The sequence below is a fragment of the Xanthomonas sp. NCPPB 3761 genome, assembly GCF_041475705.2.
GTDB classification, from domain to species: Bacteria; Pseudomonadota; Gammaproteobacteria; order Xanthomonadales; family Xanthomonadaceae; genus Xanthomonas; species Xanthomonas phaseoli.
The window spans coordinates 3,684,852-3,710,400 of sequence record NZ_CM191262.1; the positions used below are offsets into that span (position 1 = coordinate 3,684,852).

A 25,549-nucleotide genomic window follows, 5' to 3' on the forward strand; every position below is an offset into this window, starting at 1 on the left:
TTCTGGCGACCGCTAGAAGTGGGGGGATTACCCATAACAGACCTCGCGCGGACGATCTACCGCCGCGCCCACCGCGCAAGGCGCGCACGCCCTCGCGCTGCACCGTGGGCTATGCGTTCTACGATGCAGAACCCGGCCGGCCACACAGCCAGCGCATCCCTAGCGTGCGCTTGCGCGGGCTGTGGCTGGAACAATTGGGCTTTGCGGTTGGCTGCAAGCTGCAGACCACGGCACGTGCGGGCAAGTTGGTGGTGACGGTGGTGGAGCGCTGAGCTGGGTTTTGGGTGTGGTTGTTGTTGTCTGGAGGCGCTGCCCTGGGGGCGCAATGGGTAAGGCCGTCGCGCCCGGGTGCGCTCCTACGGGAGTGCGTGTGGTGGTCAGCGATGGAAGGCCAATGTTGCGATGACGCCGCGCTGCTGGCCTGGGCGCACGCTGACCCGCCAGCCGTACAGATCGCAAAGACGGCTGACGATCGATAGACCGATGCCACCACCCTGCGAGTGCCCGGCGTGGGTGCCGCGGTAGCCGCGCTGGAACAGCTTGGCGGCGTCTTCCTCGCTCAGGCCGGGGCCCGAATCGATCACTTCGACGGCATCGCCCAGCACGCGCACGCGCACCTGGCCATCCTGGGTGTATTTGACGGCGTTGCCGATCAAGTTGCCGAGCGCGACCGACAGGGCCGATTCCGGTGCATCGATGACCAGGTCGCGCCCGCCTTCCAGCACGAGTTCCAGGGGCTTTCCGCCGAGCTGGGCGCGGTGCGAATCGATCAGTTGTTCGGCCACCTTGGCGACGTTGCTGCTGCCCTGCCAGCGCTCGTTGCGCGAGAGCAACAGCAGCGAGCCGATCAAATCGCTGCATTGCTGCTCTGCGCGCTGGATGCGTTGCAGCCGCTGCAACACCTTTTCGTCCAGGTTGGGCTTGGTGAGCAGCAGCTCGGTGGCGCCGCGGATCACCGCCAGCGGCGTGCGCAGTTCGTGGCTGACGTCGGCGTTGAATTCGCGGTCGCGCTGCACCACTTCGGTCAGACGCGCCGAGTAGTCGTCGAGCGCTTCGGCGAGCTGGCCGACCTCGTCGTCCGGGAAGTGCGCAGCCAGTGGCTTGGGTTGGCTGGTGCCGCCGCGATAGGCACGCAGGCGTGCGGCCAGATCGGAGACCGGGCGCATCACCTTGGACGCGGACCACCAGCCGATCAGCAACGAAAACCCGCTGAACACCAATACCGACAGGACCAGGGTACGCTTGAGCTGGATCTCGCCCTTCAGCGCCTGGGTCATGTCGTAGGCGAGGAAGAACCATTCGCTCGGTGTCTTGCGCACCGCAAGCTTGTACGAATAGGTATTGCCGCTTTCGTCCACGCCGGTGATGGTGTGGATGCCGTCGGGCAGCTGATACCACTCCGGTTGTTCGCGGCGTAGCGCTTCGAACTTGTCGCTTTTGACCACGCGCCCGCGCATCTGCTGCAACGGCAGATCGGGGTTGCGCATCGGATCGGAGTAAAAGCGTTGCGCGAAAGCGTCGATGTTGCGGTTCATCACATCTTCCACCAGCTGGTTTTCCAAGCGCGAGCGCGCCCAGTTGGTGGCGAAGGCGAACAGCGTTGTCAGGCAGAAGCCCAACAACACGAACGACAGGATGATGCGGCTGCGCAGGCGCCGCCGATAGCGGCCGCGCCTACGCGCCGGCCGCGTCTCGCTCGTACTTTCAGGCATCGGGCGAGGCGATGCGGTAGCCGATGCCGTGGCGGGTCTGGATCATCGGCACATCGAACGGCTTGTCGACCACGGCGCGCAGGCCGTGGATATGCACGCGCAACGAATCCGAATCGGGCAGTTCTTCGCCCCACACGCGGGTTTCCAGTTCCTGGCGTGTGACCACCGCCGGCGAGGCTTCCATCAGCGCCTGCAGGATCTTCAGCGCAGTCGGGTTGAGCTGGAGCAGCTTGCCGCGGCGCCGCACTTCCAGCGTATCCAGGTTGTATTCCAGATCGCCGGTTTCCAGCACGCGGGTGTGCACGCCCTTGCCACGACGCGACAGCGCGTTGAGGCGCACTTCCACTTCCTGCAGCGCGAACGGCTTGATCAGATAGTCGTCGGCGCCGGAGTCGAAGCCGGCCAGCTTGTTGTCCAGCGAATCGCGCGCGGTCAGCATCAACACGGGGGTCTGCTTGCGCGCCTCGTTGCGCAGCTTGCGGCAGACCTCGATGCCATCCATGCCGGGCAGGTTGAGGTCGAGCACGATGGCGTCGAACTCGTGCACCACGGCAAGGTGGAGGCCAGTCACCCCGTCGGCGGCGAAGTCCACCGTATGACCACGGTCTTCGAGGTAATCGCCAAGGTTTGCGGCAATGTCGCTGTTATCTTCAATTACTAGAATTCGCACTGGAACCTCGTTCGTTAAGCTGTTTTAGCGCTGGCGCCGAGAAATTTCGTCTTGACTCACCGTGGTCTGACGGCGCCGCTGGGCAGCCGTCATGCACTGTTTCGTACTCATCCGCGACCCAGTCGCGCGCACGCGCCGACAAATCAGCCGGCTATCTTCGCGCGCCCTGGTCAAAATTCTGGTGACGAGCTCCTGATCGTTGCGAACGGCGGCCAATTGCGCTGGCTGCAGTGCCTGGAGATCCGGCTGCGTCTGGAATACTGCTTCGATCCGATCAAGCGCAGCGCCCACCTTAGCGCGCTCATCCTGACTGATCTCGGAGTACTTCTCGCCGTCGGCAAGATCGGTACGGACCTGCGCGGCCTGAGGCTGGAACGGCTTGTCCAGATCGAGCAACGGCCAGGGCATGACCACTCATCAGGCCAGTGGCGAGCAGCAGTCCCGCAATACTCCAACGCTTTGCCATGCGACGCCTCCTTGTGCCCGACCCATTTAACATTGGCGAATGTAGACGCGAACCCAAACAGCGGCAAGCCGTCCATAAAAAGGCCCAAGTGCGACATCGCACTTGGGCCAAAAGTTCATCCCGATCACCGTCACTGCCGAGAGCGGAGCTACGGTCGGAAGAGGCTAGCGAGGCCGTAATTAGATTTTCGTTAATTTTTGGTAAACCCGTTAACCAGCTGATCGGCGGACCGACTGCTCCAGGTGCTGGACAATCGCCTCGGCCACATCCACGCCGCACACGCCTTCCACCCCTTCCAGACCCGGGGTCGAGTTGACCTCCAGCACCAGCGGGCCGCGTCTTGACCGGATCAGGTCCACCCCTGCCACTGCCAAGCCCAAGGCGCGTGCCGAGCGCACCGCGACCTCCTGTTCCTGCGCGGTTGCCTCGGCCACGGCGGCAGTGCCGCCCAGGTGCAGATTGGACCGGAAATCGCCCTCGGCCGCCTGCCGGCGCATCGCCGCCACGACCCTGTCGCCGACCACGAAGCAGCGCAGGTCGGCGCCTTCGGCCTCACCGATGAACTCCTGCACGATGAAGTTGGCGTACAGCCCGCGCAGCGCTTCGACTACGCCGCGCGAAGCGCTGGCCTTTTCGGTCAGGATCACCCCGGCGCCTTGCGCACCCTCGTTCAACTTCACCACGTGCGGCGGTGGGCCGAGCATGGAGAGCAGATCCTGGGTGTCGTCGGGGTTGTCGCCGAACACGGTGACCGGCATGTCGATGCCCTGCGCGGCCAACAACTGATGCGCGCGCAGTTTGTCGCGCGAGCGCAGGATGGCGTCCGACGGATTGGGCGTGTAGGTGCCCATGAACTCGAGCTGGCGCAGCACTGCCGTGGCATAGCGGGTGATCGAGGCGCCGATGCGCGGGATCACTGCATCGAAGCCGGTGATCGACTTGCCCTTGTAGTGCAGGCTGAAGCCGTCGGCGGCGATGCGCATGTAGCAACGCAGCGGGTCGAGGATGCGCACGGTGTGACCACGCTTGCGTCCGGCTTCGATCAGCCGCCGGGTCGAATAGAGCTTGCTGTTGCGGGAAAGGATGGCGATTTTCATCGCGGCAGGCACACGGCGCGGCTTGGACATGGGCAGAGTCTGATGACGAAGTGACCCAAGTCCGTACAGCGCAGGCCGATTGCGCGTTCGCGGCAGCCCGCGATGTACGCTGCGATCAGGCCGACTGCGACGGTCCCGAGAACGGAAGAGCGACGGTACCGCGACAAGTCCGAACAACATTGTGCTGCACGGCCTCAACCGGGCCGATGCTAGCAGGGCGCTGGCGCGTCGCTCAAGCAACGCATGCGCGTAGTGGCGAAAAGCGCTCGCTATGCCGTCGTCCCGATCACAACCGGTGGGTGGCTTGCCCGATGACTCGCGCTTGGCCGTAAGCTGGCCCGCCGGCGCGTCGTTGCAGCGGCGCGCCGCGTGAGCGATCGCGACGGCCGCCCTCACGCCGCACACCTGTTGCCGTAACGCGTTTTGCACAGCGGTAGACGCAATGCTTGAGGCCCCTCAATGCCGGCGTGCCGGCACCTCCGAGACTCTCCATGCGACGTCCAGCAAGCGCGGCCTATGCCAACCCCTCCCGCATCCGTCAGGGGCGCCCGTTTCCACGCGGCGCCGTCTTCGACGGCAAGGGCACCAATTTCGCGCTGTTTTCCGCGCATGCCACGCGGGTCGAGCTATGCCTGTTCGACGAACAGGGCAACGAAACCCGCGTCGACCTGCCGGAGTACACCAACGAAATCTGGCACGGGTATCTTCCCGATGCCAAGCCGGGCCAGCGCTATGGCTACCGCGTGCACGGTCCCTACGCGCCGACCGAAGGTCATCGCTTCAACCACAACAAGTTGCTGCTGGACCCGTATGCGCGCGAGCTGGAAGGCGACCTGGTCTGGTCCGACGAGCTCTACGGCTACACCGTGGGCCACCCCGATGGCGACCTGAGCTTCGACGAGCGCGACAGCGCGCCATTCATGCCCAAGTGCGTGGTGGTCGAAGACACCTACGACTGGGGAGACGACACACGCCTGCTCAAGCCGTGGAACGAAACGGTCATCTACGAAACCCATGTACGCGGCTACACGATGCGCAATCCACAGGTGCCCGAGGCGGTGCGTGGCACCTTCGCCGGCCTGGCCCAGCCGCAGGTCCTCCAATACATCAAGGACTTGGGCATCACCGCGGTGGAGTTGTTGCCGGTACATGCGTACCTGGACGATCAGCATCTGCTCGACAAGGGGCTGCGCAATTACTGGGGCTACAACACCATCGGCTTTTTCGCGCTGAAGTCGCGCTACCTGTCCAGCGGTCATCGCGATGAGTTCCGCGACATGGTCAAGGCCATGCACAAGCAGGGCCTGGAAGTGATTCTGGACGTGGTCTACAACCACACCGCCGAAGGCAGCGAGCTGGGGCCGACCCTGTCGTTCAAGGGCATCGACAACGCCAGCTATTACCGCTTGGCCGACGACAAGCGCTACTACATCAACGATACCGGCACCGGAAATACGCTGAATCTGAGCAATTCGCGGGTGATCCAGTTCGTCAACGACTCGCTGCGCTACTGGGCAGGCGAAATGCATGTGGATGGCTTCCGCTTCGATCTGGCCACCATTCTTGGCCGCGAGCCGAGCGGCTTCGATCAACGCGGCGGCTTCCTGGATGCCTGCAACCAGGACCCGCTGCTGTCGGAGGTCAAGCTGATCGCCGAGCCGTGGGACTGCGGCCCGGGTGGTTATCAGGTGGGTCACTTCCCGCCGGGTTGGTCGGAGTGGAACGACAAGTTCCGCGACAATGCGCGCGAATTCTGGAAAGGCGAAGACGGCAAGCTGGCGGAGTTCGCGACCCGCTTCACCGGTTCGGCCGATCTATTCGATCGTCGCGGCCGGCGCCCGTGGGCGTCGGTGAACTTCATCACCGCGCACGATGGCTTCACCTTGCGCGACCTGGTCAGCTACAACGAAAAGCACAACATCGATAACGGCGAGGACAACCGCGACGGTTCGTCGAACGATGGCTCCTGCAACTACGGCGAAGAAGGCGACACCGAGAACGCCGAGGTGTTGCAGATTCGCGAGCGCCAGATGAAGAACCTGCTGGCCACGCTGCTGCTATCGCAAGGCACGCCGATGATGCTCAGCGGCGACGAGCGCGCGCAGACCCAGGGGGGCAACAACAATACCTATTGCCAGGACAACGAAATCACCTGGCTGGATTGGGAAAACGATCCCACCGACGGCCGCCTGACCGAATTCGTGAAGGCACTGACCCGTCTGCGCAAGCGCTACCCGATCCTGTCGCGGGGCCGCTTTCTCAACGGGCAGTACAACGAAGAAGCCGGGCTGCGCGATCTAACCTGGCTCAATCCGGGCGGCATCGAAATGGACGATGCGCACTGGACCGATCCGGCCGCGCGCTCTGTGGGCCTGCTGCTGGAAGGCAAGGCGCAGACCTCGGGGGTCAAGGAACTGGCCAACGACGACACCTTGCTCATCGTCATCAACGCCTACCACGAGGGCGTGACGTTTACCCTGCCCTCCTCCGATGAGCCGGTGCACTGGAAGCTGGTGCTCTCCACCGACGAAGCGCTGGAAGTGGACATGATGCCGGCCGGTGCCAGCGAATTCCTGGCCCCGCCGCGTAGCGTGTCGGTCTTCGAGTGCAAGAGCGACCAGTAAGGCTGTCCCAGCAACGCACATCAGAAGCGACGCTTGCTGCCTACCGGTATCGGATAGGCAGCAAGCGTTTTCGTTTCCGTCGTCGGAATGACGGATTGGTCCTGCGTGCGCTACCCGGCTTGCGCATGGCCAGGGTGATGGTGCCGATGGCAACACCCAAGCGAATCTGCGCGACCCCTCACGTTGGACCACGTCATCATCGCTTACTCCCTGGATCGGGAATTAGCAGGCGTAAACATCCATCGCGGGGTTTGCGCGAAAAAACGGCAAATGCTTTTTCGCAAGTATTGAGCTCGTGGGCTTTGCTTGGAGATCCGGCACCCACTGCGTCGTTTGAAGGCACGCGGCTTACGACACTCAACAGCAAGGTACTGGTGCGCCAAACGTTCATCAAAACATCGAAGGCCAAAAGCAATGCCTCACCCATTGCGGGCCTTCGACATCACATGTCGGGCGACTCAACCCGGATACAGCGGGAAGCGCTTGTCCGGATGATTGGCTTTCCACTCTTTATAAGAGCTGGTGCCTTCCCAGGCCTTGAACGCCTTCGGTGTACGACCACGGCCGGACCAGGTTTCGCCGGAATGCGGAATCCAGTACTTGGCGACCACTTCGCCAGTGGAAGACAGCGGCCCCTTGGTCTTGCCGGTCATCGCCAGCGAGGCGATCTGGGATTTTTGCTTGGCATTGAAACGGTTGCCGAACTGGGTAAGCACCTCGATCACCTGGTCGAAGGCTTCCAGCGTCTGGGCGTATTTCAGCTGCGCTTCTTCCTGCTCAAGCTTGCGCAGCTCTTCCAGTAGTTGTGCCCGGGCGGCGGCGGTGGGTGAAGCGGGCGAATCCTGGCGCATTGGCAAAACATAAGGTATGGGCGGGTCAACGAGTATTGCCGCTGGGCCGCCCAGCGTAAAGCGCCCGGGCCCGCGCGGGTCTGCCGGCGCTCAGCGATGGCGCAGCAGTGCGTGCTCGCGGGCCATGGTCAGGACCGGGCCGATCCGCCCGGCGCGGATCAGTTCGCTGCAATGTTTGCCGACAAATTCCACCCGTGGCGTGCGAAACCACTGCACCACCCGATCCAATTCGCCGGCATTGATCGACCAGGCGTGGTAGACCGCCTCGCCCAGCTCCTCCACCCCGATCAGCCCGAGTTCGCGGATCTGCTCGGGATCGAGCGCGAACATGTCCAAGACCTTGCCCGCATTGTCCGGCGTGACATGGCCGGTGCGCACCTGCCTTGCCAGCCCGGCGCCATAGGCGATCGACGCCACCCACGCAGACTCGGCACGACGCATCCCCTTGATCAGCGCGCCGACGAGTTGGGAATGGGTGGCCATGCCTGCACTATGCGGCGGCGCTAGCGCCGGCTCAATCGGGATCTCCCTGACTCTAGGCAAGAAAATTCAGAAGCCCGGATGCCGGGGCATCGGGACGCCGCAGCACCATCACCGCTGCGCCGGTCTCCACCCGGCAGCAGCCGCTTCATTCACCGAACAGAAGAAACGCTCGCCCTTCGCTGGCGAGATGCGCGTCTTTGCGTAATCGCGCTGGCCCGGGACATGAAAGATCTTTTTGCCGTCACTGGAGATATTGCCCTTGATCGCGCAATTGCCTGGCGCCGACGTTGCAACCTGGCGTGTGGTTGCTGTCCGCGCCTTCTTGTCGCGGCGGTAGTCTGCCGGCATCTGAAACGCGCCCTGCCAGAGATTGCGCCGCTGCTGCTGCGCGATGCGCTCGTCCGCCTCGAACGCGGTGGCATATTGACGATAGGCGACCGCCCAGCCAGAGCGCACCATCCAGGCATTGACGGACTGCCCCTGCACGAAGCATTCGGCCACTGTGCGGCCATAGCGATCGGTATCTTTCGGCTGGCAATACACGGTCTTGTCCAGCAGATAGCCATCCAATGCCGCTGCAGCGCGGCGGCCGCACGGCCAGGCGCTGCCATCGTGTGCGCCGCACTGCTGCGCGCTCTCCGGCGCATCGATTCCCCACAGGCGGATGCGCTGATGGGCAATGGTGATGGTGTCGCCATCGGTCACCGTCGCACGACCGACCAGCTCCGCAGCACTGACAGGTAAAGCAAAAAATACCAGCACCGACAAAACCCAACGTTTCAACAACTTCAACAGCCACTTCCCGTCTAATCGGCAGACTGCGCTCCGCGTGTCTTGCCTTGTTGCCACTGCAGCCGGTCGGCCTGGTCAAGCATTCCATCGAACCTGACATCTGCGCCGGCAACCAATGCCAGCGCAGCGGCCGGCACTGTATGCCAATCCACCCGCGATGCCTATCCTTTTTCCTCGTTGTTTGCGCATGCTTCAGATGTCTTGCATGCACAGAGCGAGCACGCGACGTGCTGGATGGCGCGCAGGTAGACAAGCGCGCTCTGTAGCGATTCGCCGCAGGAATTCAGCCGAAGCTTGGCCAGACTGGTGCTAGATGTAGATTTCTTCAGCACACATTGCACCGCTCGCTGAGCACGATGCGTCATGTATCGCGCGGGGCGCCGCCAATACCGAACGCGCGATGATGGATCTCAATGCGCTGCGGCTCAGCGTGATGCGCGATCGCACAGCGCCCGATCAACCGATGCTCGGCTGCATGCAATCGAGGAAAGTGAGCTGCGGAGCGATGCGCTCTGGCAAAAGACGCGCCGAATATGGAGCGGGCGATGGGAACAGAATCCTACCACGCCAACCAATTGATTTTCCTAGCTTATCCCGGAGTGGGGTGATCCAAAAATGATACCCCGCGTGATACCCGATCATAGCCAAGCGGGCGGCAGCGCTTCAAGGTGATACGCCCAGGGTTTCCTAGACATCTCATGGCCATGGAAAATAGTCGATTCGGAGATGTCTATGAGCAGCAAGCGGTATACGGATGAGTTCAAGATCGAGGCGGTCCGGCAAGTGACGGATCGTGGGTTCAAGGTGGCAGACGTCGCCGAGCGGCTGGGTGTCACGACGCACAGCCTGTACGCCTGGCTGCGCAAGTTCGGCAAGCCCGGCGTGGTACAGCGCGCCGAGGTGGACCAGAGCGCCGAGGTTCGGCGGCTGAAGGCAGAGTTGCGTCGAGTGACCGAGGAGCGCGACATCCTAAAAAAGGCCGCCGCGTACTTTGCCAAGGGGTAAAGGCAAAGTACGCCTTCATGCAAGCCCACTGCGGGGAGTTCAGGGTGTGTGCGATGTGCCGGGTGTTGCGGGTGAACCGGGCTGGATACTACGCGTGGCTAAAGTCGCCGGACAGTGAGCGCGCCAAGGAAGACGAACGCCTGCTGGGGCTGATCAAGCACCACTGGCTGGCCAGCGGCAGTGTGTATGGGCATCGCAAGATCGCCAAGGATCTACGCGATCTGGGTGAGCGTTGCAGTCGCCATCGGGTGCATCGATTGATGCGCGCCGAGGGATTGCGTGCCCAGGTGGGCTATGGTCGCAAACCGCGCTTCCATGGAGGGATGCAGTGCAAGGCGGCGGCCAACCTGCTTGACCGACAGTTCGACGTGACCGAGCCGGACACGGCCTGGGCGAGCGATTTCACCTTCATCCGCACGCACGAAGGCTGGATGTACCTGGCTGTGGTGATCGATCTGTTTTCCAGGCAGGTCGTCGGCTGGGCGATGCGCGATCGGGCCGACACCGAGTTGGTCGTGCAGGCCTTGTTGTCTGCGGTGTGGCGGCGCAAACCCAATGCTGGTTGCTTGGTTCACTCAGACCAAGGGTCGGTCTACACCAGCGATGACTGGCAGAGTTTCCTGGCGTCCCATGGCTTGGTATGCAGCATGAGTCGGCGTGGCAACTGCCACGACAACGCACCCGTGGAGAGCTTCTTCGGCCTGCTCAAACGCGAGCGGATCAGGCGACGAATCTATCCCACCAAGGACGCCGCACGCGCCGAGGTATTCGACTACATCGAGATGTTCTACAACCCCAACCGCCGCCACGGTTCAACTGGTGACCTGTCCCCTGTAGAGTTTGAACGGCGCTACGCGCAACGAGGGTCTTGAGTGTCTACGGAACCCTGGGCGTATCAGTCAGAATAAGCCGCAACCGCTTCAATGCGCGCGACCAATCTCTGACGGTTATAGCGCGCGTCCAACTTGTAAGGGCCGGCTTGCTCTTTCCCCCCAATAACGCCCCCATTTAGAATTCCCGACCGACTGGTTCGATTCAAGAAGAAAGCGGCGAAACCGACCTCAGCAGTTGTGTGGTTCGCTAAATCCCGCAGCACCTGCTGGGACCAGCGCCGGGTTTCCATCGTGGGAGCATGCGCCCAAATGAGGCGTATCAATTCGTCAGGGCGATCAACTAAAGTCTCCCAGAAAGCGTGAATAGCTGGGTCTGCGTCATTGATCACAATTCGCTTAGCATGCCCTCGCAGAAGCAAATTAAAGTGCAGCCCCAGCCCCACCCGCGTAAGGCTCGACATAGCATCCTCCTTCCAAGCCATTTTCACGCATCAGCCTTGCGAGCCAAGGCCCCATTCTGCCTTTGCCACCTGGGTAACGCAGAGGGCTATAAAAGTTTCCGTCCTTACCCTCGCTCATGTCACAATTTCGCTCTTTTCCAGTAAGGCAATCCTAAAGACGGGTGCTGATTTGTCAATCGTGGAGGCCTTTTTGCAAACCAGATTTGGAGCAGGAGATCAAAGCTCCGCAGCTCCACCCGAGCCTCGCAGGCGAAGAGAAGCAGCTTGTATGGTCCTTGGGTCCAAGTAGTTCCATTAGCCTAACAAGCAGGATGGCTCGCATCTCTAAATCCGAATTAAGCGCTTGGCCCGCGACCGCTACTGGATCTGCCCACGACAGTAAAGTCACTCACCAACCATCCGTAAGCATCGCTAAGCGCATCGGCGATGTCTTCTTCGCTCTCGCATTCGACCGTGGCTTCAGCGGGCAATGACGGACGCTTGCCGTCGGTCTCCCACACGATCCCACGCACGTGAAACGCCTTCATTCCTGCTCCATGGATGTGGATCTGCCTTCGCAGTCTAGCGTCGGCAGACCGGGGAAGTGAAGGGGGCGGGCTATGCCCACCCCCTGCTAGCCAGGCTGACGCTCTTCTGACCACCGATGACCAGGTGGTCAAGGATCCGGATGTCCAGGAGGCCGAGGGCTTCCTGCAGGCGTTGGGTGACCTTGCGGTCTGCTTCGCTGGGCTCAGGGTTCCCGCTCGGGTGGTTGTGGAAGAGGATGAGGGCGACGGCGTTGAGCCCCAGGGCACGTTTGGCGACGACCCGTGGATGGACTTCGCAGCCGTCGATGGTGCCAGTGAACAGATGCTCGGCGGCCAGGATGTGGTGCTTGGTGTCGAGGAAGACGACGCCGAAGACTTCGTGCGGCAGGTGGGCGCAGCGGGCGACCAGGTAGCTGCCGGCTTGGTCGGGGCTGTGGATTCGGCCTTGGCGTTGAAGGCGTTGCTCCAGGATGGTCGCGGCGGCGAGCAAGATGCCCTCCTCGTCCATCTGGAGTTGGTATTGAGCCTTCAGGTCTTGGGTGCGCTTCATCGGTTCTTCTCCACCAGCGCGTTGTGCGCCTCGTGGGAACCGACAGGCGAAGCGTCCGGCCCTACCGCACCCAGGAGTGAGCACCGCGGTAGCGGCGCGCAGCGAAGGGCCGCAACAGAGCGTCAGCGTCGAGAAGGAGGCCTGGCCTTGCGGATAGGGGCAGCGAAGCTAAGGTCCCTTTCAGAGGCCCAGCGCTGGTGGATACAGCCCCATGCAGCCCCACAAGGCTTTCGGACCAAACGGCATTCGAATGGACGGGGTCGATTGATGTCATCAGGCGATGCTTGAGCTTGGCTGTCAGTGATGAGCCTTCTGCGGACCTGTGCTTGCCTGACGTTCGCATCGCTGCGCATGAGAAGCACGCAGGCATCGGGATGGGCTGGTCGACCCCAACGGGCTCAGACGTGTTCGTCTATGCTTCCCAGTCCGTGCCACGACAAGATTTCCTCGGCCCGACGGCCGACGAACTGCGCGTCCTCGCTCATCATCGCCTTGCTCTCGATGGCAGCAGCCATATTGGCAAAGGCTTGCCAAAAATGACGGCGATCAGGACTGGAGGCCCGCAGGGCGGGCACCGCAGCATCCAGGCGTTCGAGGTGACGGCGAAGCTCGGCTCTGTCCATGGGCCTGAGTATCGGCAGTGCGGTCGCACTGCTTGAGACGCCGCGGCCAACGCAAGACAGCTAGCCCCTTCAGGTGCCGAGATGGCGCTGCTCAAGCGCCCCGTAGGGTGAGCGACCATTGGGTCCCACGTCCGGCAAGGTCAGATTGCGCTCTTAGCATTCGTCGCGCCATCGGTGTCGCGCCCTATTGGATGCCAGAAAGTTCCGAGGCACACATATCGCTGCTTTGAATATAAATCTGATTAATTCAACCGCGTCGCGGAGGTTGAACTGCTCTGCGACAACTCAATCCACAGAGCCCGAAATGGAACATGCATTCGCCATTGATGACAGGATTTCACATGCCGGCGACATGTCAGCCTCCTCACCGTTACCATTCAAGTGCAACTCCTACAGACACTTCGACGACACATACTCACATGCCAATCAGTCAAACGAACTTTCCAGGAATCTATATTTCCACTCAGACAAGCGCTCGAGAAGAGCCATACAAGAACCAAGTTGAATCAGCGCTTGAGAAGATTGCGGCCGGCAGCTCAGGCAGCGCTCTTCTTCAAGGCTTGAGCGCTATCAGCGCTCGCAAGAATCGAAAAGTGACCATAGCGGAGATCGGCGCTGAAGCGCAGCCCAATACCAGAGCCGTACTTAGCGCGAGCGAAGTTGAAAAATATGATCCAGAGACTTTCGCCGATAACCTAGAGCTCGCCAAGGAACGAGCAAGAAAAGGAAAGGGATGCAATGCCATTATAGAATGGAGCCCGCAGAGTCATATCGAACTGAATTCAAACGGCTCCCCTCTTCGTCTTGGATCGGATCCCGAGGAGTCGTTTGTAGTTCTTGCACACGAGCTTATCCATGCTCAGCATCTATTGGCGGGCACGTCGAGAGCCTACAAGGGTGGAGATCGCTACGACGAAACATCCGAAGCCGGAAAGGAGGAACTCAGGGCCGTCGGCGTCGGAAAATACGAATATCGAAAGACCAGGCAACCGAGCGAAAACTCCATCAGGCAGGAACATGGGCTACCTGTCCGCAAAAAATATAAGCCTCACGGCATGTGAGGCCGCATATCGGTTAAGCACTTGATTAGATCGTCACACCATCTCAGAGCCACACATCCTGCCGCTTCACAAGTGCCCGGCATGCCCCGGCTGCTCAGTTGGGGATACTGCCTGGAACATTTTTATCAAGCGGCATTACTCGTCAACGCTACTCCAGTCCCAGCGCCGTCTTCCCGAGCGAAGCGCTGCGCGTGGCTAAGCTAAGCATTGGATGACCATGTGCTACGACTAGAGCACAAGCTCGCTAAGCGCGGCCTAACCGCAACTTGGCATCAACCCTTGTCGTCCGCGTCCGTTAGCCCGTGCCACGACAGGATTTCCTCTGCTCGACGGCCGTCAGGCCCAGCCTCAGACCAGATTTTTGTGGGCGTTGGCCGTCAAGTGTGACCGAGCTCTACATTCCAAAATTACGACTGAATTTAGGTTTGACGATAGGAGGTGGCGGGGGTGAACCTGCCATGGCAGGGGATTAAGGAAACTCTGAACAATCCGTCCTGATCTGCCACAATCGATCATCGACCCGAGTAGACGATTTCGATGCAGCTGACCTTCGGCGACGCGGAGTACGACGGCAAGCGCAAGCGGACGCGGCGTGAGGTGTTTTTGGCCGAGATGGAGCAGGTCGTGCCGTGGAAGGAGCTGCTGGGGCTGATCGAGCCGCACTATCCGAAGTCGGGGCAACCGGGACGACAGCCGTATCGGCTGGAGACGATGCTGCGCATCCACTTTTTGCAGCAGTGGTATGCATTGAGCGATCCATCGGCGGAAGAAGCCTTGTACGACACGGTGTCGATGCGCCGTTTCGCCAAGATCGGCGGGCTGGATGAGGTGCCGGACGAGAGCGTGTGCAGAATTTTGTGTAACCGTGGTTTGGGTTACCGCTGAGGAAGTCGCCCCTCGAACTGGATCGTAAAGCGGTTCAGCGCAGCCTTCCAGTCGCGGATCGGCAGCGTCCATTTCTTGGTGATGTTGCGCAGAGCCAGGTAGAACAGTTTCATCAAGGCTTCGTCGCTGGGGAACGCGCCGCGGTTCTTGGTCAGCTTGCGCAGGCTCATGTTGACCGACTCGATGGCGTTGGTCGTATAGATCACCTTGCGGATCTCCGGTGGGTAGTCGAAGAACGGGATCAGTCGTGACCAATTGCGCCGCCATGACTGGCTGATGGGCGGGTACTGGGCGTCCCACTTGGCCTCGAACTCGGTCAGTGCCTGCTCGGCCTCCTCGACGGTGGCGCAGGCGTAAATGCGCTTGAGATCGGCGGCAACCTCGGCGCGGCGTTTCCACGAGACGTAGTTCAGGCTGTGCCGCACCATGTGCACGATGCACAGCTGCACGGTGGTCTGCGGGAACACCGCCTCGATCGCCTCGGGAAACCCCTTCAGGCCATCGACGCAGGCAATGAAGATGTCCTGCACCCCGCGGTTGCGTAGCTCCGTCACGACTTGCAGCCAAAACTTGGCACCCTCGGCCTGCGCCAGCCATAGGCCCAGCACTTCCTTCTCGCCGCCCATGGTGATGCCGATGGCCAGGTACACCGGTAATCCCCCCGCCCATTAGCAGACGCCAGAAGTGGAATTTTCTCGTATCCTTTCTCGAGGAGGTTCCATGAAGAAGTCCCGCTTTACCGACAGCCAGATCATCGCCGTGCTCAAGCAGGCCCAGGCCGGTGCGCCCGTGCCGGAGCTGTGCCGCGAGCACGGCATCAGCTCGGCCACGTTCTACAAGTGGCGCAGCAAGTTCGGCGGCATGGACGTGTCCATGGTCGCGCGCATGAAGGAGCTGGAGGAGGAGAACCGCCGGCTCAAGAAGATGTACGCCGAGGCGCAGCTCAGTACCGACCTGCTGAAGGAAGCGCTCGCAAAAAAATGGTGAGGCCATCTCAGCGACGCGAGATGGCCCAATCGGCAGTCACGAGCGGGCGTACGAACATCCGCCACGCCTGCCAGGCCTTCGCGGTGAGCCAGACCTGCTTCCGCTACCAGGCCAAGGCCAGCGAGCAGAACGCCCGGATCGCCGACTGGCTGGTCCGCCTGACGACCGCCCATCGCGACTGGGGCTTTGGCCTGTGCTACCTGTACCTGCGCAACGTGAAGGGCTTTGGCTGGAATCACAAGCGGGTCTACCGGATCTACCGCGAGCTGGAGTTGAACCTGCGGATCAAGCCGAGGAAGCGGCTGGTGCGTGAGCGGCCCGAGCCTCTGGCGGTGCCGGAGGCTATCAACCAGGTCTGGTCGATGGACTTCATGCACGACCAGTTGGCCGACGGCCGCAGCTTCCGGCTGTTCAATGTGCTCGACGACTTCAATCGCGAGGGGCTGGGGATCGAGGTGGATCTGTCGCTGCCGTCAGCCCGTGTGATCCGATCGCTGGAGCAGATCATCGAGTGGCGCGGCAAGCCCGCCGTGATCCGCTGCGACAACGGCCCTGAATACATCAGTGGCGCGTTGCTGTCCTGGGCGCAGCGGCATGGTATCCGGGTCGAGCACATCCAGCCGGGCAAGCCACAGCAGAACGCCTACGTTGAACGCTACAACCGCACCATCCGCTACGCCTGGCTCGCCCAAACCCTGTTCGACACCATCGACCAGGTGCAGGACAAAGCCACCCGCTGGCTATGGACGTACAACCACGAGCGTCCGAATATGGCGCTCGGCGGCATCACGCCTGCCATGAAGTTGGCGATGGCCGCTTAGCTCCACTTCTGGCGACCGCTAAAAGTGGGGGGATTACCAGAGCTTCCTGCTCTTCCAACTTACGAATTTCTTCTGCCAATTTTTCCTTGGCAGCGGCAAGGGCACTCAGAGACGCGTTCTTCATTCGAAATTTATCCAGTCAATTGATTAGTAAATTATTCGCAAAAAGTCGAGCCCAGTAAAGCCCTACTTTTCGATCACAAGCTCAACTTGCGTTCTCGATAACTGAAATTGTTCCGCAAGTCTTACGCCGCTTGACGCTTTTTTTAGGCGAAATGACATTGCATTCCCGTCGCCACTGAAACATAAATTATATAGAACCGACGGCTTGACATGCTCCATCATTCGATTACAAAAAGCAAACCACCCTCATCGACACCATCCATATGAAAGTTGAACAATTTTGGAATAAGGCATTTCTTGCCGCACTTACCCGCCTATCAGCGGAAGAAGCCAAGGCGGAAGCCGACAAGGCAACCGAGTTGTGTATTGGTCACTGGCAAAGGCACGAACTGCACTGGGCCCCACTGAGCGTCCCCAAGTGGAAGGATCAGGATATATCCCGTGTCCCTAGACAAATTAAAGAATAAATTAAATCATCTTCCGCCTAAAGACGGAACTCACAACAGGCTCTGGATTTCCTTCCGGCGACAACATATTCATAAGCGCCTCTTTGATTTCACACCCAAGAAGAGTAGAGAGATTTTCATCAGGGATCAACAGTAGAAATTTATTCTTAAACTGAGATTGACTTAGCGCATAGTCCGCGTCCTCCAAATCATCCAAAGGACGCCTAAGAATATTGACCTCTCCGCCGATAAAATTCTTATCTTCAAAACCTTCCTTGACCTGTTCGCTTTCGTAAGCAGAATTCAGAAAATCCTCATTGATGCCTGCCCCTTCTGAGACTCCATTTCTGTCAATAGCATCCATCCAACCCCACGCCTCGGTAGCCGAGTCAAAAGTTTTATAGACGGAAGGATTGATCCCACTCTTCGATATGACGCGAAACCTGCCAACGGGCTGACTCGACGCCACGCGCCCCGTCCTGTCGTAGACATCTATCCTAACTATGAGAACCCCGCCCGAATCTTTTATCACTGATTGGATCGTGACTCTCTCATTATCGGTCGGACTTATTTTTTCACCGCTCACTTGTTAACTCCCACAGTTCTTGAATTAGAAGTTTTAAAAGCAGCATAGAACTGACCTGCAATGTAATCAGGAAGCCTCGTCGGAACAATAAAGCGTGCCAACGTCGCCACACGATCGGGCAAAGTCCGTCGATCGATATAAAACTTCTCTAAGGAAGCTCTGAACAACTATTTCGCGAGCTTACGATTGAGAGCCGGGGCAATTGCCATCTCGTGCAAGTGCTTGATTTCAAGTACTGGAAATCGCCACGATCAACCGAAATTCCCAATTTGCTCGCGGTCCAGGGCTTTGTTCAGAGGTTCCCTAACACGCCCTGCCCCCGCGCATGACCTGTGATTGCCGCAATGGCTGAGGCCGATACACCCGCCTCATCCAAACGCGAAGCAACGGTGTGGCGAAAGCCATGAAAGCCTTGCCCCTTCGCCGTGATCCCTTGGCGTTTAATGTAGACCGAAAACTGTCGGCTCAACTGTCGACCAAAGCCCAGTCCGGTGCTATTGGGTAGATGCGGAAAGATTTGCGTGTGCCCCGCTTGGCGCACTTCATCGATGTAGACAAGAAAACCGGCATCGATCACCGGCTTGGCCAACGGCACAAAACGGCGACTGTTCTTGTTCTTGACGCTCTGCCCCTTCCCACCCTGTCGCACGAAGAAGCCCGGCACACCATCGATCGTGTCGATGTCCTCCACCCGAAGCTGCGCGATCTCGTTAACACGAGCCCCTGAGTAAAGCCCAAGCATCGGACCGAACCACCTGTGCGGATACTTCTTGGCCCACGCAGGAAAAGCCACCGGATCGAAGATGGCCTTCAACTGGTCATCGGTGAAGGGCTCACCCGTGTCGTCTGCGTCAGGCGTCGAAATCGCACGGATACCGGCCAACGGATTGCTTCCCAGAAGCCCTGCCGACACCAGCGACACCAAGAACACCGATAAGCGCTGACGGTGCTTGGCAACCGTCCAGGCGGCTGGCTCCGGAACTTGATTGGCTTGGGCAAGGGCGACCACGTCCATGACCGCAAGGTCCTTGTAGGGCGCTCGCTTGGTCGCATTCGACGGCCACCACCGCACGACATCGAAAAATGCCCGCACATGGTCTGCCGTCAATTCGGACACTGCCAAGTCTTGCCCCACCGCACCAGCAAACAAACGCAATGAGTGGCGGCTTTCAAGCACTGTCTTGCTGTGGAGCTTCGCGCGACCCAAGTCCCCCAAGTGATCCGCAATCGCTTTGGACAGCAGCGGGCCAGACGCCTTGGCCTTCCCGGTGCGCCACCCGCTTGGCTTGGCAGGTGCGGCAAGCTCGGAGGCAGGCTCACGCAACAACTCAGCAAACAGCGCTGCGTCCTCGGGCGTGTCGATCTGGGCCTTGCCCAGACGCGTGCCATTAGGCAGCATCACATCGGTCAATGTGAGTTCGCGCAGTCCTTGCTCTCGGATGCGCCGCAGCACTTCGTCCAGATCCACCGGCTTCCCCTGCCTCAACGCTTGGAACGCGTTCGATAGTGCCATCCCCATGTAGGCAGACACCAGACGCGCAGTATCGCCGGGGCGAAGATGGAGAGGACGAACCAAAAAACGCGAGCCGACCTGCCCCCGCAAATCAACAGGAACCAAGAATCGCACGTAGAGGCCTGACGGCCGATGCAGCAAGAGGGGCTTTGGCAAAACGATACCTCAAACGATACCTTGGGAGGTCGTTCGAGGCGGTCTTCAACCAAGCGAAATAATCAGCACAATCAAGAGCTTAGCGCGGAACATCGCAAGACTGGAGCGGGCGATGGGAATCGAACCCACGTCAGTAGCTTGGGAAGCTACAGCTCTACCATTGAGCTACGCCCGCATGGCGCTGGCAGAGTTTATGCGGGTGCAGGTGTCCGGCGCAATGTGCGCCGATAAGACGAGGGCCGGTTGCCCGGCCCTCGTGTGTTGCGTGTGAGCTAACTGCGGCCTACCGCGCCTCAGAAGTTGCCGCTGAAGTTCACGAACAAGGTGGCGTCGCGGGCGCTGCGCTGGGCCGTGGTGGTGCTCAGGCCGATGTTGCTCTGCAGGCCCCACAGCCCGGTACGGGCACCCAGCACGACGGTGGCGTAATTGCGATCGAAGTTCTGCCCCGGGACGGTGTACATGCCCACTTCGGGCATCGACTGCAGCCAGGCGCTGGCTTCGCCGCCGTCCTTGAACTCGTGGTCGTAGGTTGCCTGCAGGTACGGCTTGACCATGGCACCGTCCAGACGCACCTGGAAGCCGACGCGGCCGACCAGCGAATCGATGTCCTGGTTGGCGTAGCCCAGCGCGGTGGCGCTGTCGTTGCTTTCCGTATAGCCGTCGAGCTTGATCTTCTGCCAGGTCAGGCCGGCCACCGGGCCGTACTTGAGGTTGCCTTCGCCCAGCGAATACCCGGCGTTGAGGGCGGCGGTAAGGTTGCTGCCGTCGGGGGAGCCGCTGTGCACGCGGGTCGCTGGCCCAAGCTGGACTTCGCGGTCCACGTCGTAGCTCAGCCAGCTATAGCTGACCTGGGCATTGACCCACACCGGGCCGGTATACCAGCCGAAGAAGCCGCCCAGCGTGGTGTCGTCCTGCTTGAAGCTGCCGTTGCGGTTGCCGAAGTCGGCGTCCATGCGGCCGAAACCGGCAAAGCCACCGAACACCAGGTCGCCTGCAGTCCAATCCACGCCGAACAAGCCGGCCGGGGCCATGCCGTCGTACAGGTCGGCGTGGTCGTAGCGCTGCATGTCGCCACGCACGCTGCCCCACCAACGCATGCCATCGGCGTCGGGCTTGCCGTCCAGATGCCAGGCCACCTGGTCGGCGCGCGCGCGGCCGCCAGCCTGCGCCGAATGCGTCAGCACCTGCTGCAGACGCGGCGCTTCCAGCAACGAGATGGCGTATTCGCCCAGGATCTGGTGCACCGCCGTGGTCGGGTGAATGCCATCGGCGAACACATAGGTGTTCTGCGCATTGGCGGCGACCAGGCTGGTCGGGTTACAGGCAGGCAGCGGCACGGCCGGGTTGCAGGCGGTGCTGGTGACATTGCTGAAGCCATAGGTGCCCGGGTTGGCGACGATTTCCTGCAGCATGTGGAAGGTGTCGACCGGAATCACGCGCAGGCCGGCGGACTGCAGGCCATTGAACAAGGCGGTGTTGTAGGCGGTAGCCGCAGCGGTGCCTTGCGCCATTCCCACGGCGCCGCCGGCGCGGAAGCGCGGGGTGAGGCCGACGTCCGGAATGGTCGGCACCATGACGTAACGCGCGCCGGCATTCTGCAAGGTGGCCACGGCACCGACCTGGGCGGTCACCGCGCTGCCGATGATGGCCTGCGCCTGTGCCGGGGCGAGCGACGCGGCGAGCAGGTCGTTGGCGCCGCCCCACACGGTGTACAGCGCATTGGGGTTGGCGCGGCCGCCATTGGCGGTGAGGTAGGTGTTGATCTGGCTGGTTACCGACGGTGCAGCGCCGAGTGCGCTGACCGAGCTGGCCTGGATGCGCGCACCGCCGGCAGCGTAGTTGTCGCCGGTCTGGCCGTTGCCGTTGGGCGCGGCATTGGTGCCGAAATGGTCGCCGACATATTCGGCCCACACCCAACCCGGGTTGGTGGTGAACTTGCCGGTGACCGCGCGCGAAGCGGCCGGCAGCAGCGGGTTGTAATAACCGCTGTCGGTGAGGCTGTCGCCGAAGAACACGGTCTGGTCGAAGGCCGACTCGGCCATGGCCGGGGCGGCCGCGATAGCGATGGCCATAGCCATCAGGGAGCGGATCGGGCGAAGTGTTGAAGCCATCGGAATGCCTGCTTGAGTGAGTGGGACCGGGCCGGCGTGCATACGTACGCTGGCGAATGGCACATGGTTTCACCCTCGCCGCCCGCGCTCACGCTGCATTGCCGCATAACGCAAAAACGCGCGCCGGAGCGGCACGCGATGCAACAATGATGACATGAACATCCAACTCAACGGCACCCCGCGCGCGCTTCCGGACAATTTGCCGCTGGCCACCCTGCTGGAGCAGGAAGGCCTAGCACAACGCCGCGTTGCGGTAGAGGTCAATGGCGAAATCGTGCCGCGCGGACGGCATGCAGATCACTTACTACGCGAGGGCGATGTGGTGGAAATCGTGCATGCGCTGGGCGGCGGCTGATGCGCCGCGCAAGCCGGCGCATCCGCGCCCGATCGGTGATAATTGCGGCATGACGAATCCCGCCCCCTCTGATGCGCTGGTCATCGCCGGCAAACACTACCGTTCGCGCCTGCTTACCGGCACCGGCAAGTTCAAGGACCTGGACGAAACCCGCCTGGCCACCGAAGCCGCCGCGGCCGAAATCGTCACCGTCGCCATTCGCCGGGTGAACATCGGCCAGGACCCCAACGCGCCCAGCCTGCTAGATGTGCTGCCGCCGGATCGCTACACGCTGCTGCCCAACACCGCCGGCTGCTACACCGCCGAAGATGCGGTACGCACTTGCCGGCTGGCGCGCGAATTGCTGGATGGCCACAACCTCACCAAGCTGGAAGTGCTGGGTGACGAGCGCACGCTGTACCCGGACGTGGTGCAGACGCTCAAGGCTGCCGAACAACTGGTCGCCGATGGTTTCGAGGTGATGGTCTACACCTCCGACGACCCGATCCTGGCCAAGCGGCTGGAAGAGATCGGCTGCGTGGCGGTGATGCCGCTGGCCGCGCCGATCGGCTCGGGGCTGGGCATCCAGAACAAGTACAACCTGTTGGAAATCATCGAAAACGCCAAGGTGCCGATCATCGTCGATGCCGGCGTGGGCACCGCCTCGGATGCGGCAATTGCCATGGAGCTGGGCTGCGACGGCGTGCTGATGAACACCGCCATTGCCGGCGCGCGCGATCCGATCCTGATGGCCAGCGCGATGCGCAAGGCGATCGAAGCCGGCCGCGAGGCGTTTCTGGCCGGGCGGATTCCGCGCAAGCGCTATGCCTCGGCGTCGAGCCCGGTGGATGGTGTGATTGGATGAGTGGGTGGTCTGCATTGACATTGCGGCCGAGGCGCAATGATTGGTGGTGCGGCGTGCCGGATATGACCGCCGCCAGATCGCGCTTTGCTGTGAGCGCCCCGTCACGCCGTACCCTCACCCCAACCCCCGCTCCGCGCCCCGGCCCGCGCCTGCGTCGCGGGCGCTCCCAGGCACGCGCGCCCATGGCGCGCAAACTGTGCCTCCTCGCCCCGGTGGTAGAGGGGCGTTCGTTTCGTCGATGACTTAATTCATGACTGATCCTTTCACCAGCGACGGCGCGAAGATGCCGCCCAAACCTTTCACCATCGAAGAAGGCCGCCGCCAAGTGCGCAGCTTCGTGTTGCGCCAGGGCCGTTTCACCCCCGCGCAGCAGCGCGCCTTCGACGACCTGTGGCCTCGCTTCGGGCTGGACTACACCGGTGCGCCGCGCGATCTGGCCGCCACCTTCGGACGCGATGCGCACAAGGTGCTGGAAATCGGCTTCGGCAATGGCGCTGCATTGCGCTTTGCCGCGCAGCAGGATCCGAGCCGCGACTACATCGGCATCGAGGTGCATGCCCCCGGCGTGGGCCGCCTGCTCAACGCGCTGGAGGAAGACGGCAGCACGCATGTGCGCCTGTATCACCACGATGCGGTGGAAGTGCTGGAACACGAGATCGCCGATGGCGCGCTGGACGAAGTGCGCATCTACTTTCCGGACCCCTGGCACAAGAAGCGGCATAACAAGCGTCGCCTGATCCAGCCGGCGTTCGCGCAGTTGCTGGTGCGCAAGCTGCGCGAGGGCGGCCGCCTGCACGCGGCCACCGACTGGGCCGATTACGCCGAACAGATGTGGGACATACTCGATGCCACCCCGGGCCTGGTCAATCGCGCCGGCCCGCGTGGCCACGTCGAACGCCCGGCCTGGCGCCCGCAGACCCACTTCGAGACGCGCGGCCAGAAGCTTGGGCACGGCGTGTGGGATTTGCTGTATGACCGGGATTCGGGAGTGGGGATTGGGGATTCGTAACAGCAGCATCCCCGGCAACCAGACGCTTCAGCGCTTTTAACCAATCCCCACTCCCGAATCACGAATCCCGGCCCCCAATGGACACCGCGCTGACGCTGACCAACGACATGAAGCTCGTCCTCGGGCTGGTCGGTTTCACGATGGCGATGTTTTTGTTCGAGCGCATCCGCGCCGACGTGGTGGCGTTGATCGTGCTGGTGGTGTTGGGCGTCACCGGGCTGGTGGCGCCGGAGGAACTGTTCGGTGGTTTCTCCGGTAATGCGGTGATGAGCATCATCGCCACCACCATCCTGGGCGCGGGGCTGGAGCGCACCGGTGCGTTGAACCGGTTGGCTACCTGGTTGCTGCGGCGTTCGCATGGCAGCGAGCAGCGCCTGATGATGATGACGCTGGCCATTTCCGGCTTGAATTCGTCGTTCATGCAGAACCCGTCGGTGATGGCGTTGTACCTGCCGGTCGCCTCGCGCCTGGCCGCACGCACCGGGCTCACCTTGCAGCGCATGTTGCTGCCGATCGCCGCTGCCATCGTGATGGGCGGCGCGCTCACCATGGTGGGCAATTCGCCGCTGATCCTGCTCAACGACCTGCTGGTCTCGGCCAACAACAACCTGCCCTCAGGTATGGCCAGCATCGAGCCGCTGACGATGTTCGCGCCGCTGCCGATCGGCGTGGCGCTGCTGATCGCCGCACTGCTGTACTTCCGCTTCTACGGCGACCGCAAGCTGATCGAAGAAGAACGCCTGATCAACGAAGGCGTGACGCCCTCGCGCACCGAAAGCTATTTCGCCAAGACCTACGGCATCGACGGCGATGTGTTCGAGCTGACCGTCACTGCCGAGAGCCCACTGGTGGGTATGACCCTGGGCGAGGCCGAAGCCCTGCACGATGCACCGTTGCTGCTTGCGCTCAAGACCGGTAACGACACCCGTCTGGCACCGCCGGCCGATATGCGTATCTGGGTCGGCAGCGTGCTCGGCGCGATGGGCCCGCGCCAGGAAGTGGCCGACTTTGCGCAAAACCAGTTCCTGCGCATGTCCTCGCGCCTGCGCAACCTGGGCGATTTGTTCAATCCCAGCCTGGCCGGCATTTCCGAAGCGTTGATTCCGCCGAACTCCCGGTTGATCGGCAAGAGCGCCGGCGAATTGCGCCTGCGCAAGCAGGCCGGCATCAGCCTGCTGGCGATCAACCGCGACAAGCAGGTCATCCGCGAAGACGTGCGCAACGTGCCGCTGCGCGCCGGCGACATGCTGGTCTTCCACAGCATCTGGCAGGACCTGGTGCAGGCGGCGGAAAGCCGCGATTTCGTGCCGGTGACCGACTTCCCAAAAGGCGAGCAGCGCCCGCACAAGTTCAAGATCGCGATGGCGATCTTCGCCTTTACCATCCTGATTGCGCTGACGTCGCGCCTGCCGGTGGCACTGACGCTGATGACCGGCGTGGCCTGCATGCTGGTCAGCGGCGTGCTGCGCATGGACGAGGCCTACGCATCGATCAACTGGAAAACCATCTTCATGATGGCCGGGCTGATTCCGCTGGGCTGGGCCATGGACAGCAGCGGCACCGCGGCCTGGGTGGCCGGCCACACCATCGACCGCCTGCCCGAAGGCATTCCGGTGTGGGCGCTGGAAATCAGCCTGGCGCTATTGACCACCGCCTTCTCGCTGGTGATCAGCCATGTGGGTGCGACCATCGTGATGGTGCCCATTGCGGTGAATCTGGCGCTGGCCGCAAACGGCAACCCGACCGCGTTCGCGCTGATCGTGGCGTTGTCGGCGTCCAACAATCTGATGACCGCGTCCAACCCGGTGATCTCGATGGTGGCCGGCCCCGCCAATTATCAACCGCGCGAGTTGTGGCGCGTGGGCGCACCGCTGTCGCTGATCTACATCGTGGTGATGGTGTCGATGATCAACCTGATGTTCTGGTGGGCGGCGCGCTAATCCAGCGTTGCGCTTTTC

At 61.6% G+C, this 25,549-nt stretch carries 23 protein-coding genes, 1 tRNA gene and 6 pseudogenes; 12 read left to right on the top strand and 18 right to left on the bottom strand.

What is annotated here, in order from left to right:
- Positions 1–2 precede the first annotated feature (2 nt).
- Positions 3–272 (top strand): SymE family type I addiction module toxin, encoded by a 270-nt coding sequence (locus ACCQ00_RS16015; protein WP_080948717.1) that lies wholly within the window; start codon positions 3–5, stop codon positions 270–272.
- A gap of 105 nt (positions 273–377) precedes the next feature.
- Here ACCQ00_RS16015 and ACCQ00_RS16020 read toward each other — a convergent pair whose 3' ends face one another.
- From ACCQ00_RS16020 to rimK, 4 genes and pseudogenes are all read right to left on the bottom strand, one after another.
- Positions 378–1,712: a sensor histidine kinase gene (locus ACCQ00_RS16020; protein WP_039575364.1), complete on the bottom strand. Its 1,335-nt coding sequence runs from the start codon at positions 1,710–1,712 to the stop codon at positions 378–380.
- Positions 1,705–2,382 carry a response regulator transcription factor gene (locus ACCQ00_RS16025; protein ID WP_003490678.1) on the bottom strand — a complete coding sequence of 226 codons (678 nt, stop codon included), beginning with the start codon at positions 2,380–2,382 and terminating at the stop codon, positions 1,705–1,707. Before ACCQ00_RS16025 ends, ACCQ00_RS16020 begins: the two co-directional genes overlap by 8 nt.
- A 24-nt stretch (positions 2,383–2,406) precedes the next feature.
- A pseudogene (locus ACCQ00_RS16030) lies at positions 2,407–2,881 on the bottom strand (hypothetical protein).
- A 176-nt stretch (positions 2,882–3,057) separates the two neighbouring features.
- Entirely contained in the window at positions 3,058–3,945 is an 888-nt protein-coding gene (gene rimK, locus ACCQ00_RS16035) for a 30S ribosomal protein S6--L-glutamate ligase (protein ID WP_039575370.1), read from the bottom strand.
- 491 nt (positions 3,946–4,436) lie between these two features.
- On the opposite strand from rimK, the gene glgX reads away from it, so the two are divergent.
- The gene (gene glgX / locus ACCQ00_RS16040) at positions 4,437–6,569 is read left to right on the top strand and encodes a glycogen debranching protein GlgX (RefSeq protein WP_039575367.1); all 2,133 of its coding nucleotides are present in this window, start codon (positions 4,437–4,439) and stop codon (positions 6,567–6,569) included.
- A 458-nt stretch (positions 6,570–7,027) separates the two neighbouring features.
- Here glgX and ACCQ00_RS16045 read toward each other — a convergent pair whose 3' ends face one another.
- The 3 genes from ACCQ00_RS16045 to ACCQ00_RS16055 form a co-directional block, all read right to left on the bottom strand.
- Positions 7,028–7,420, bottom strand: a complete 393-nt coding sequence (locus ACCQ00_RS16045) for an H-NS histone family protein (protein WP_017154750.1) — start codon at positions 7,418–7,420, stop codon at positions 7,028–7,030.
- A 90-nt stretch (positions 7,421–7,510) separates the two neighbouring features.
- On the bottom strand, positions 7,511–7,903 hold the full coding sequence (locus ACCQ00_RS16050; protein ID WP_017154749.1) for a hypothetical protein: 393 nt from the start codon (positions 7,901–7,903) through the stop codon (positions 7,511–7,513).
- A 108-nt stretch (positions 7,904–8,011) separates the two neighbouring features.
- Positions 8,012–8,698 (bottom strand): thermonuclease family protein, encoded by a 687-nt coding sequence (locus tag ACCQ00_RS16055; RefSeq protein ID WP_039575373.1) that lies wholly within the window; start codon positions 8,696–8,698, stop codon positions 8,012–8,014.
- A gap of 729 nt (positions 8,699–9,427) precedes the next feature.
- Here ACCQ00_RS16055 and ACCQ00_RS16060 point away from each other — a divergent pair.
- A pseudogene (locus tag ACCQ00_RS16060) lies at positions 9,428–9,577 on the top strand (transposase); the annotation flags it as partial.
- On the top strand, positions 9,550–10,572 hold the full coding sequence (locus tag ACCQ00_RS16065) for an IS3 family transposase (protein ID WP_236493351.1): 1,023 nt from the start codon (positions 9,550–9,552) through the stop codon (positions 10,570–10,572). The pseudogene ACCQ00_RS16060 and the gene ACCQ00_RS16065, both read left to right, overlap by 28 nt.
- Before the next feature lie 23 nt (positions 10,573–10,595).
- Here ACCQ00_RS16065 and ACCQ00_RS16070 read toward each other — a convergent pair whose 3' ends face one another.
- The 4 genes from ACCQ00_RS16070 to ACCQ00_RS16085 all read right to left on the bottom strand — a co-directional run bounded on the left by ACCQ00_RS16070 (position 10,596) and on the right by ACCQ00_RS16085 (position 12,694).
- The gene (locus ACCQ00_RS16070; protein ID WP_127446520.1) at positions 10,596–10,994 is read right to left on the bottom strand and encodes a DNA adenine methylase; all 399 of its coding nucleotides are present in this window, start codon (positions 10,992–10,994) and stop codon (positions 10,596–10,598) included.
- Positions 10,995–11,329: 335 nt separating this feature from the next.
- Complete coding sequence (locus tag ACCQ00_RS16075; RefSeq protein ID WP_046736104.1) at positions 11,330–11,521, bottom strand: hypothetical protein; 192 nt, start codon at positions 11,519–11,521, stop codon at positions 11,330–11,332.
- 70 nt (positions 11,522–11,591) lie between these two features.
- Positions 11,592–12,071: a JAB domain-containing protein gene (locus ACCQ00_RS16080; protein ID WP_039575701.1), complete on the bottom strand. Its 480-nt coding sequence runs from the start codon at positions 12,069–12,071 to the stop codon at positions 11,592–11,594.
- A gap of 398 nt (positions 12,072–12,469) precedes the next feature.
- Complete coding sequence (locus ACCQ00_RS16085) at positions 12,470–12,694, bottom strand: hypothetical protein (RefSeq protein ID WP_039575752.1); 225 nt, start codon at positions 12,692–12,694, stop codon at positions 12,470–12,472.
- Positions 12,695–13,113: 419 nt separating this feature from the next.
- On the opposite strand from ACCQ00_RS16085, the gene xopG reads away from it, so the two are divergent.
- Together xopG and ACCQ00_RS16095 are read left to right on the top strand one after the other, a co-directional pair.
- A complete protein-coding gene (gene xopG, locus ACCQ00_RS16090; RefSeq protein WP_005997167.1) occupies positions 13,114–13,755 on the top strand; it encodes a XopG/HopH/AvrPtoH family type III secretion system effector in 642 nt (213 codons plus the stop codon).
- 537 nt (positions 13,756–14,292) lie between these two features.
- Positions 14,293–14,598, top strand: a pseudogene (locus ACCQ00_RS16095) (transposase); the annotation flags it as partial.
- Positions 14,599–14,630: 32 nt separating this feature from the next.
- Here the strand turns inward: ACCQ00_RS16095 and ACCQ00_RS16100 are convergent.
- Positions 14,631–15,290, bottom strand: a pseudogene (locus tag ACCQ00_RS16100) (IS256-like element ISXax1 family transposase); the annotation flags it as partial.
- Between the two features lie 70 nt (positions 15,291–15,360).
- Here ACCQ00_RS16100 and ACCQ00_RS16105 point away from each other — a divergent pair.
- Positions 15,361–16,448 (top strand): IS3-like element ISXac2 family transposase gene (locus ACCQ00_RS16105; protein WP_099770635.1). Its coding sequence is split into 2 segments (ribosomal slippage): positions 15,361–15,613 and positions 15,613–16,448, totalling 1,089 coding nucleotides; the frame shifts between segments, so codons are not numbered across the junction.
- 40 nt (positions 16,449–16,488) lie between these two features.
- Here the strand turns inward: ACCQ00_RS16105 and ACCQ00_RS16110 are convergent.
- Positions 16,489–16,572: pseudogene (locus ACCQ00_RS16110) on the bottom strand (histone-like nucleoid-structuring protein); the annotation flags it as partial.
- Positions 16,573–16,834: 262 nt separating this feature from the next.
- Between ACCQ00_RS16110 and ACCQ00_RS16115 the strand changes: the two are divergent.
- On the top strand, positions 16,835–17,038 hold the full coding sequence (locus ACCQ00_RS16115; RefSeq protein ID WP_157926033.1) for a hypothetical protein: 204 nt from the start codon (positions 16,835–16,837) through the stop codon (positions 17,036–17,038).
- A 1-nt stretch (position 17,039) separates the two neighbouring features.
- Here the strand turns inward: ACCQ00_RS16115 and ACCQ00_RS16120 are convergent, their stop codons facing one another.
- The 5 genes and pseudogenes from ACCQ00_RS16120 to ACCQ00_RS16140 form a co-directional block, all read right to left on the bottom strand.
- Positions 17,040–17,603 (bottom strand): hypothetical protein, encoded by a 564-nt coding sequence (locus ACCQ00_RS16120; RefSeq protein ID WP_039575883.1) that lies wholly within the window; start codon positions 17,601–17,603, stop codon positions 17,040–17,042.
- Positions 17,600–17,755 (bottom strand): annotated as a pseudogene (locus ACCQ00_RS16125) (site-specific integrase); the annotation flags it as partial. The gene ACCQ00_RS16120 and the pseudogene ACCQ00_RS16125, both read right to left, overlap by 4 nt.
- 140 nt (positions 17,756–17,895) lie before the next feature.
- Positions 17,896–19,122, bottom strand: a complete 1,227-nt coding sequence (locus ACCQ00_RS16130) for a site-specific integrase (protein WP_080950267.1) — start codon at positions 19,120–19,122, stop codon at positions 17,896–17,898.
- A 251-nt stretch (positions 19,123–19,373) separates the two neighbouring features.
- Positions 19,374–19,447 (bottom strand) — tRNA-Gly (locus ACCQ00_RS16135).
- 118 nt (positions 19,448–19,565) lie between these two features.
- Positions 19,566–21,350 carry an autotransporter domain-containing esterase gene (locus ACCQ00_RS16140; protein ID WP_014090904.1) on the bottom strand — a complete coding sequence of 595 codons (1,785 nt, stop codon included), beginning with the start codon at positions 21,348–21,350 and terminating at the stop codon, positions 19,566–19,568.
- A 187-nt stretch (positions 21,351–21,537) separates the two neighbouring features.
- Here ACCQ00_RS16140 and thiS point away from each other — a divergent pair, with 187 nt between their 5' ends.
- The 4 genes from thiS to ACCQ00_RS16160 all read left to right on the top strand — a co-directional run bounded on the left by thiS (position 21,538) and on the right by ACCQ00_RS16160 (position 25,531).
- On the top strand, positions 21,538–21,738 hold the full coding sequence (gene thiS, locus ACCQ00_RS16145; RefSeq protein ID WP_017155443.1) for a sulfur carrier protein ThiS: 201 nt from the start codon (positions 21,538–21,540) through the stop codon (positions 21,736–21,738).
- A 49-nt stretch (positions 21,739–21,787) separates the two neighbouring features.
- Positions 21,788–22,582: a thiazole synthase gene (locus ACCQ00_RS16150; RefSeq protein WP_033473827.1), complete on the top strand. Its 795-nt coding sequence runs from the start codon at positions 21,788–21,790 to the stop codon at positions 22,580–22,582.
- Positions 22,583–22,832: 250 nt separating this feature from the next.
- Positions 22,833–23,591 (top strand): tRNA (guanosine(46)-N7)-methyltransferase TrmB, encoded by a 759-nt coding sequence (gene trmB / locus ACCQ00_RS16155; protein WP_025982204.1) that lies wholly within the window; start codon positions 22,833–22,835, stop codon positions 23,589–23,591.
- Positions 23,592–23,668: 77 nt separating this feature from the next.
- Positions 23,669–25,531: an SLC13 family permease gene (locus ACCQ00_RS16160; RefSeq protein ID WP_005914542.1), complete on the top strand. Its 1,863-nt coding sequence runs from the start codon at positions 23,669–23,671 to the stop codon at positions 25,529–25,531.
- Positions 25,532–25,549: the final 18 nt, after the last annotated feature.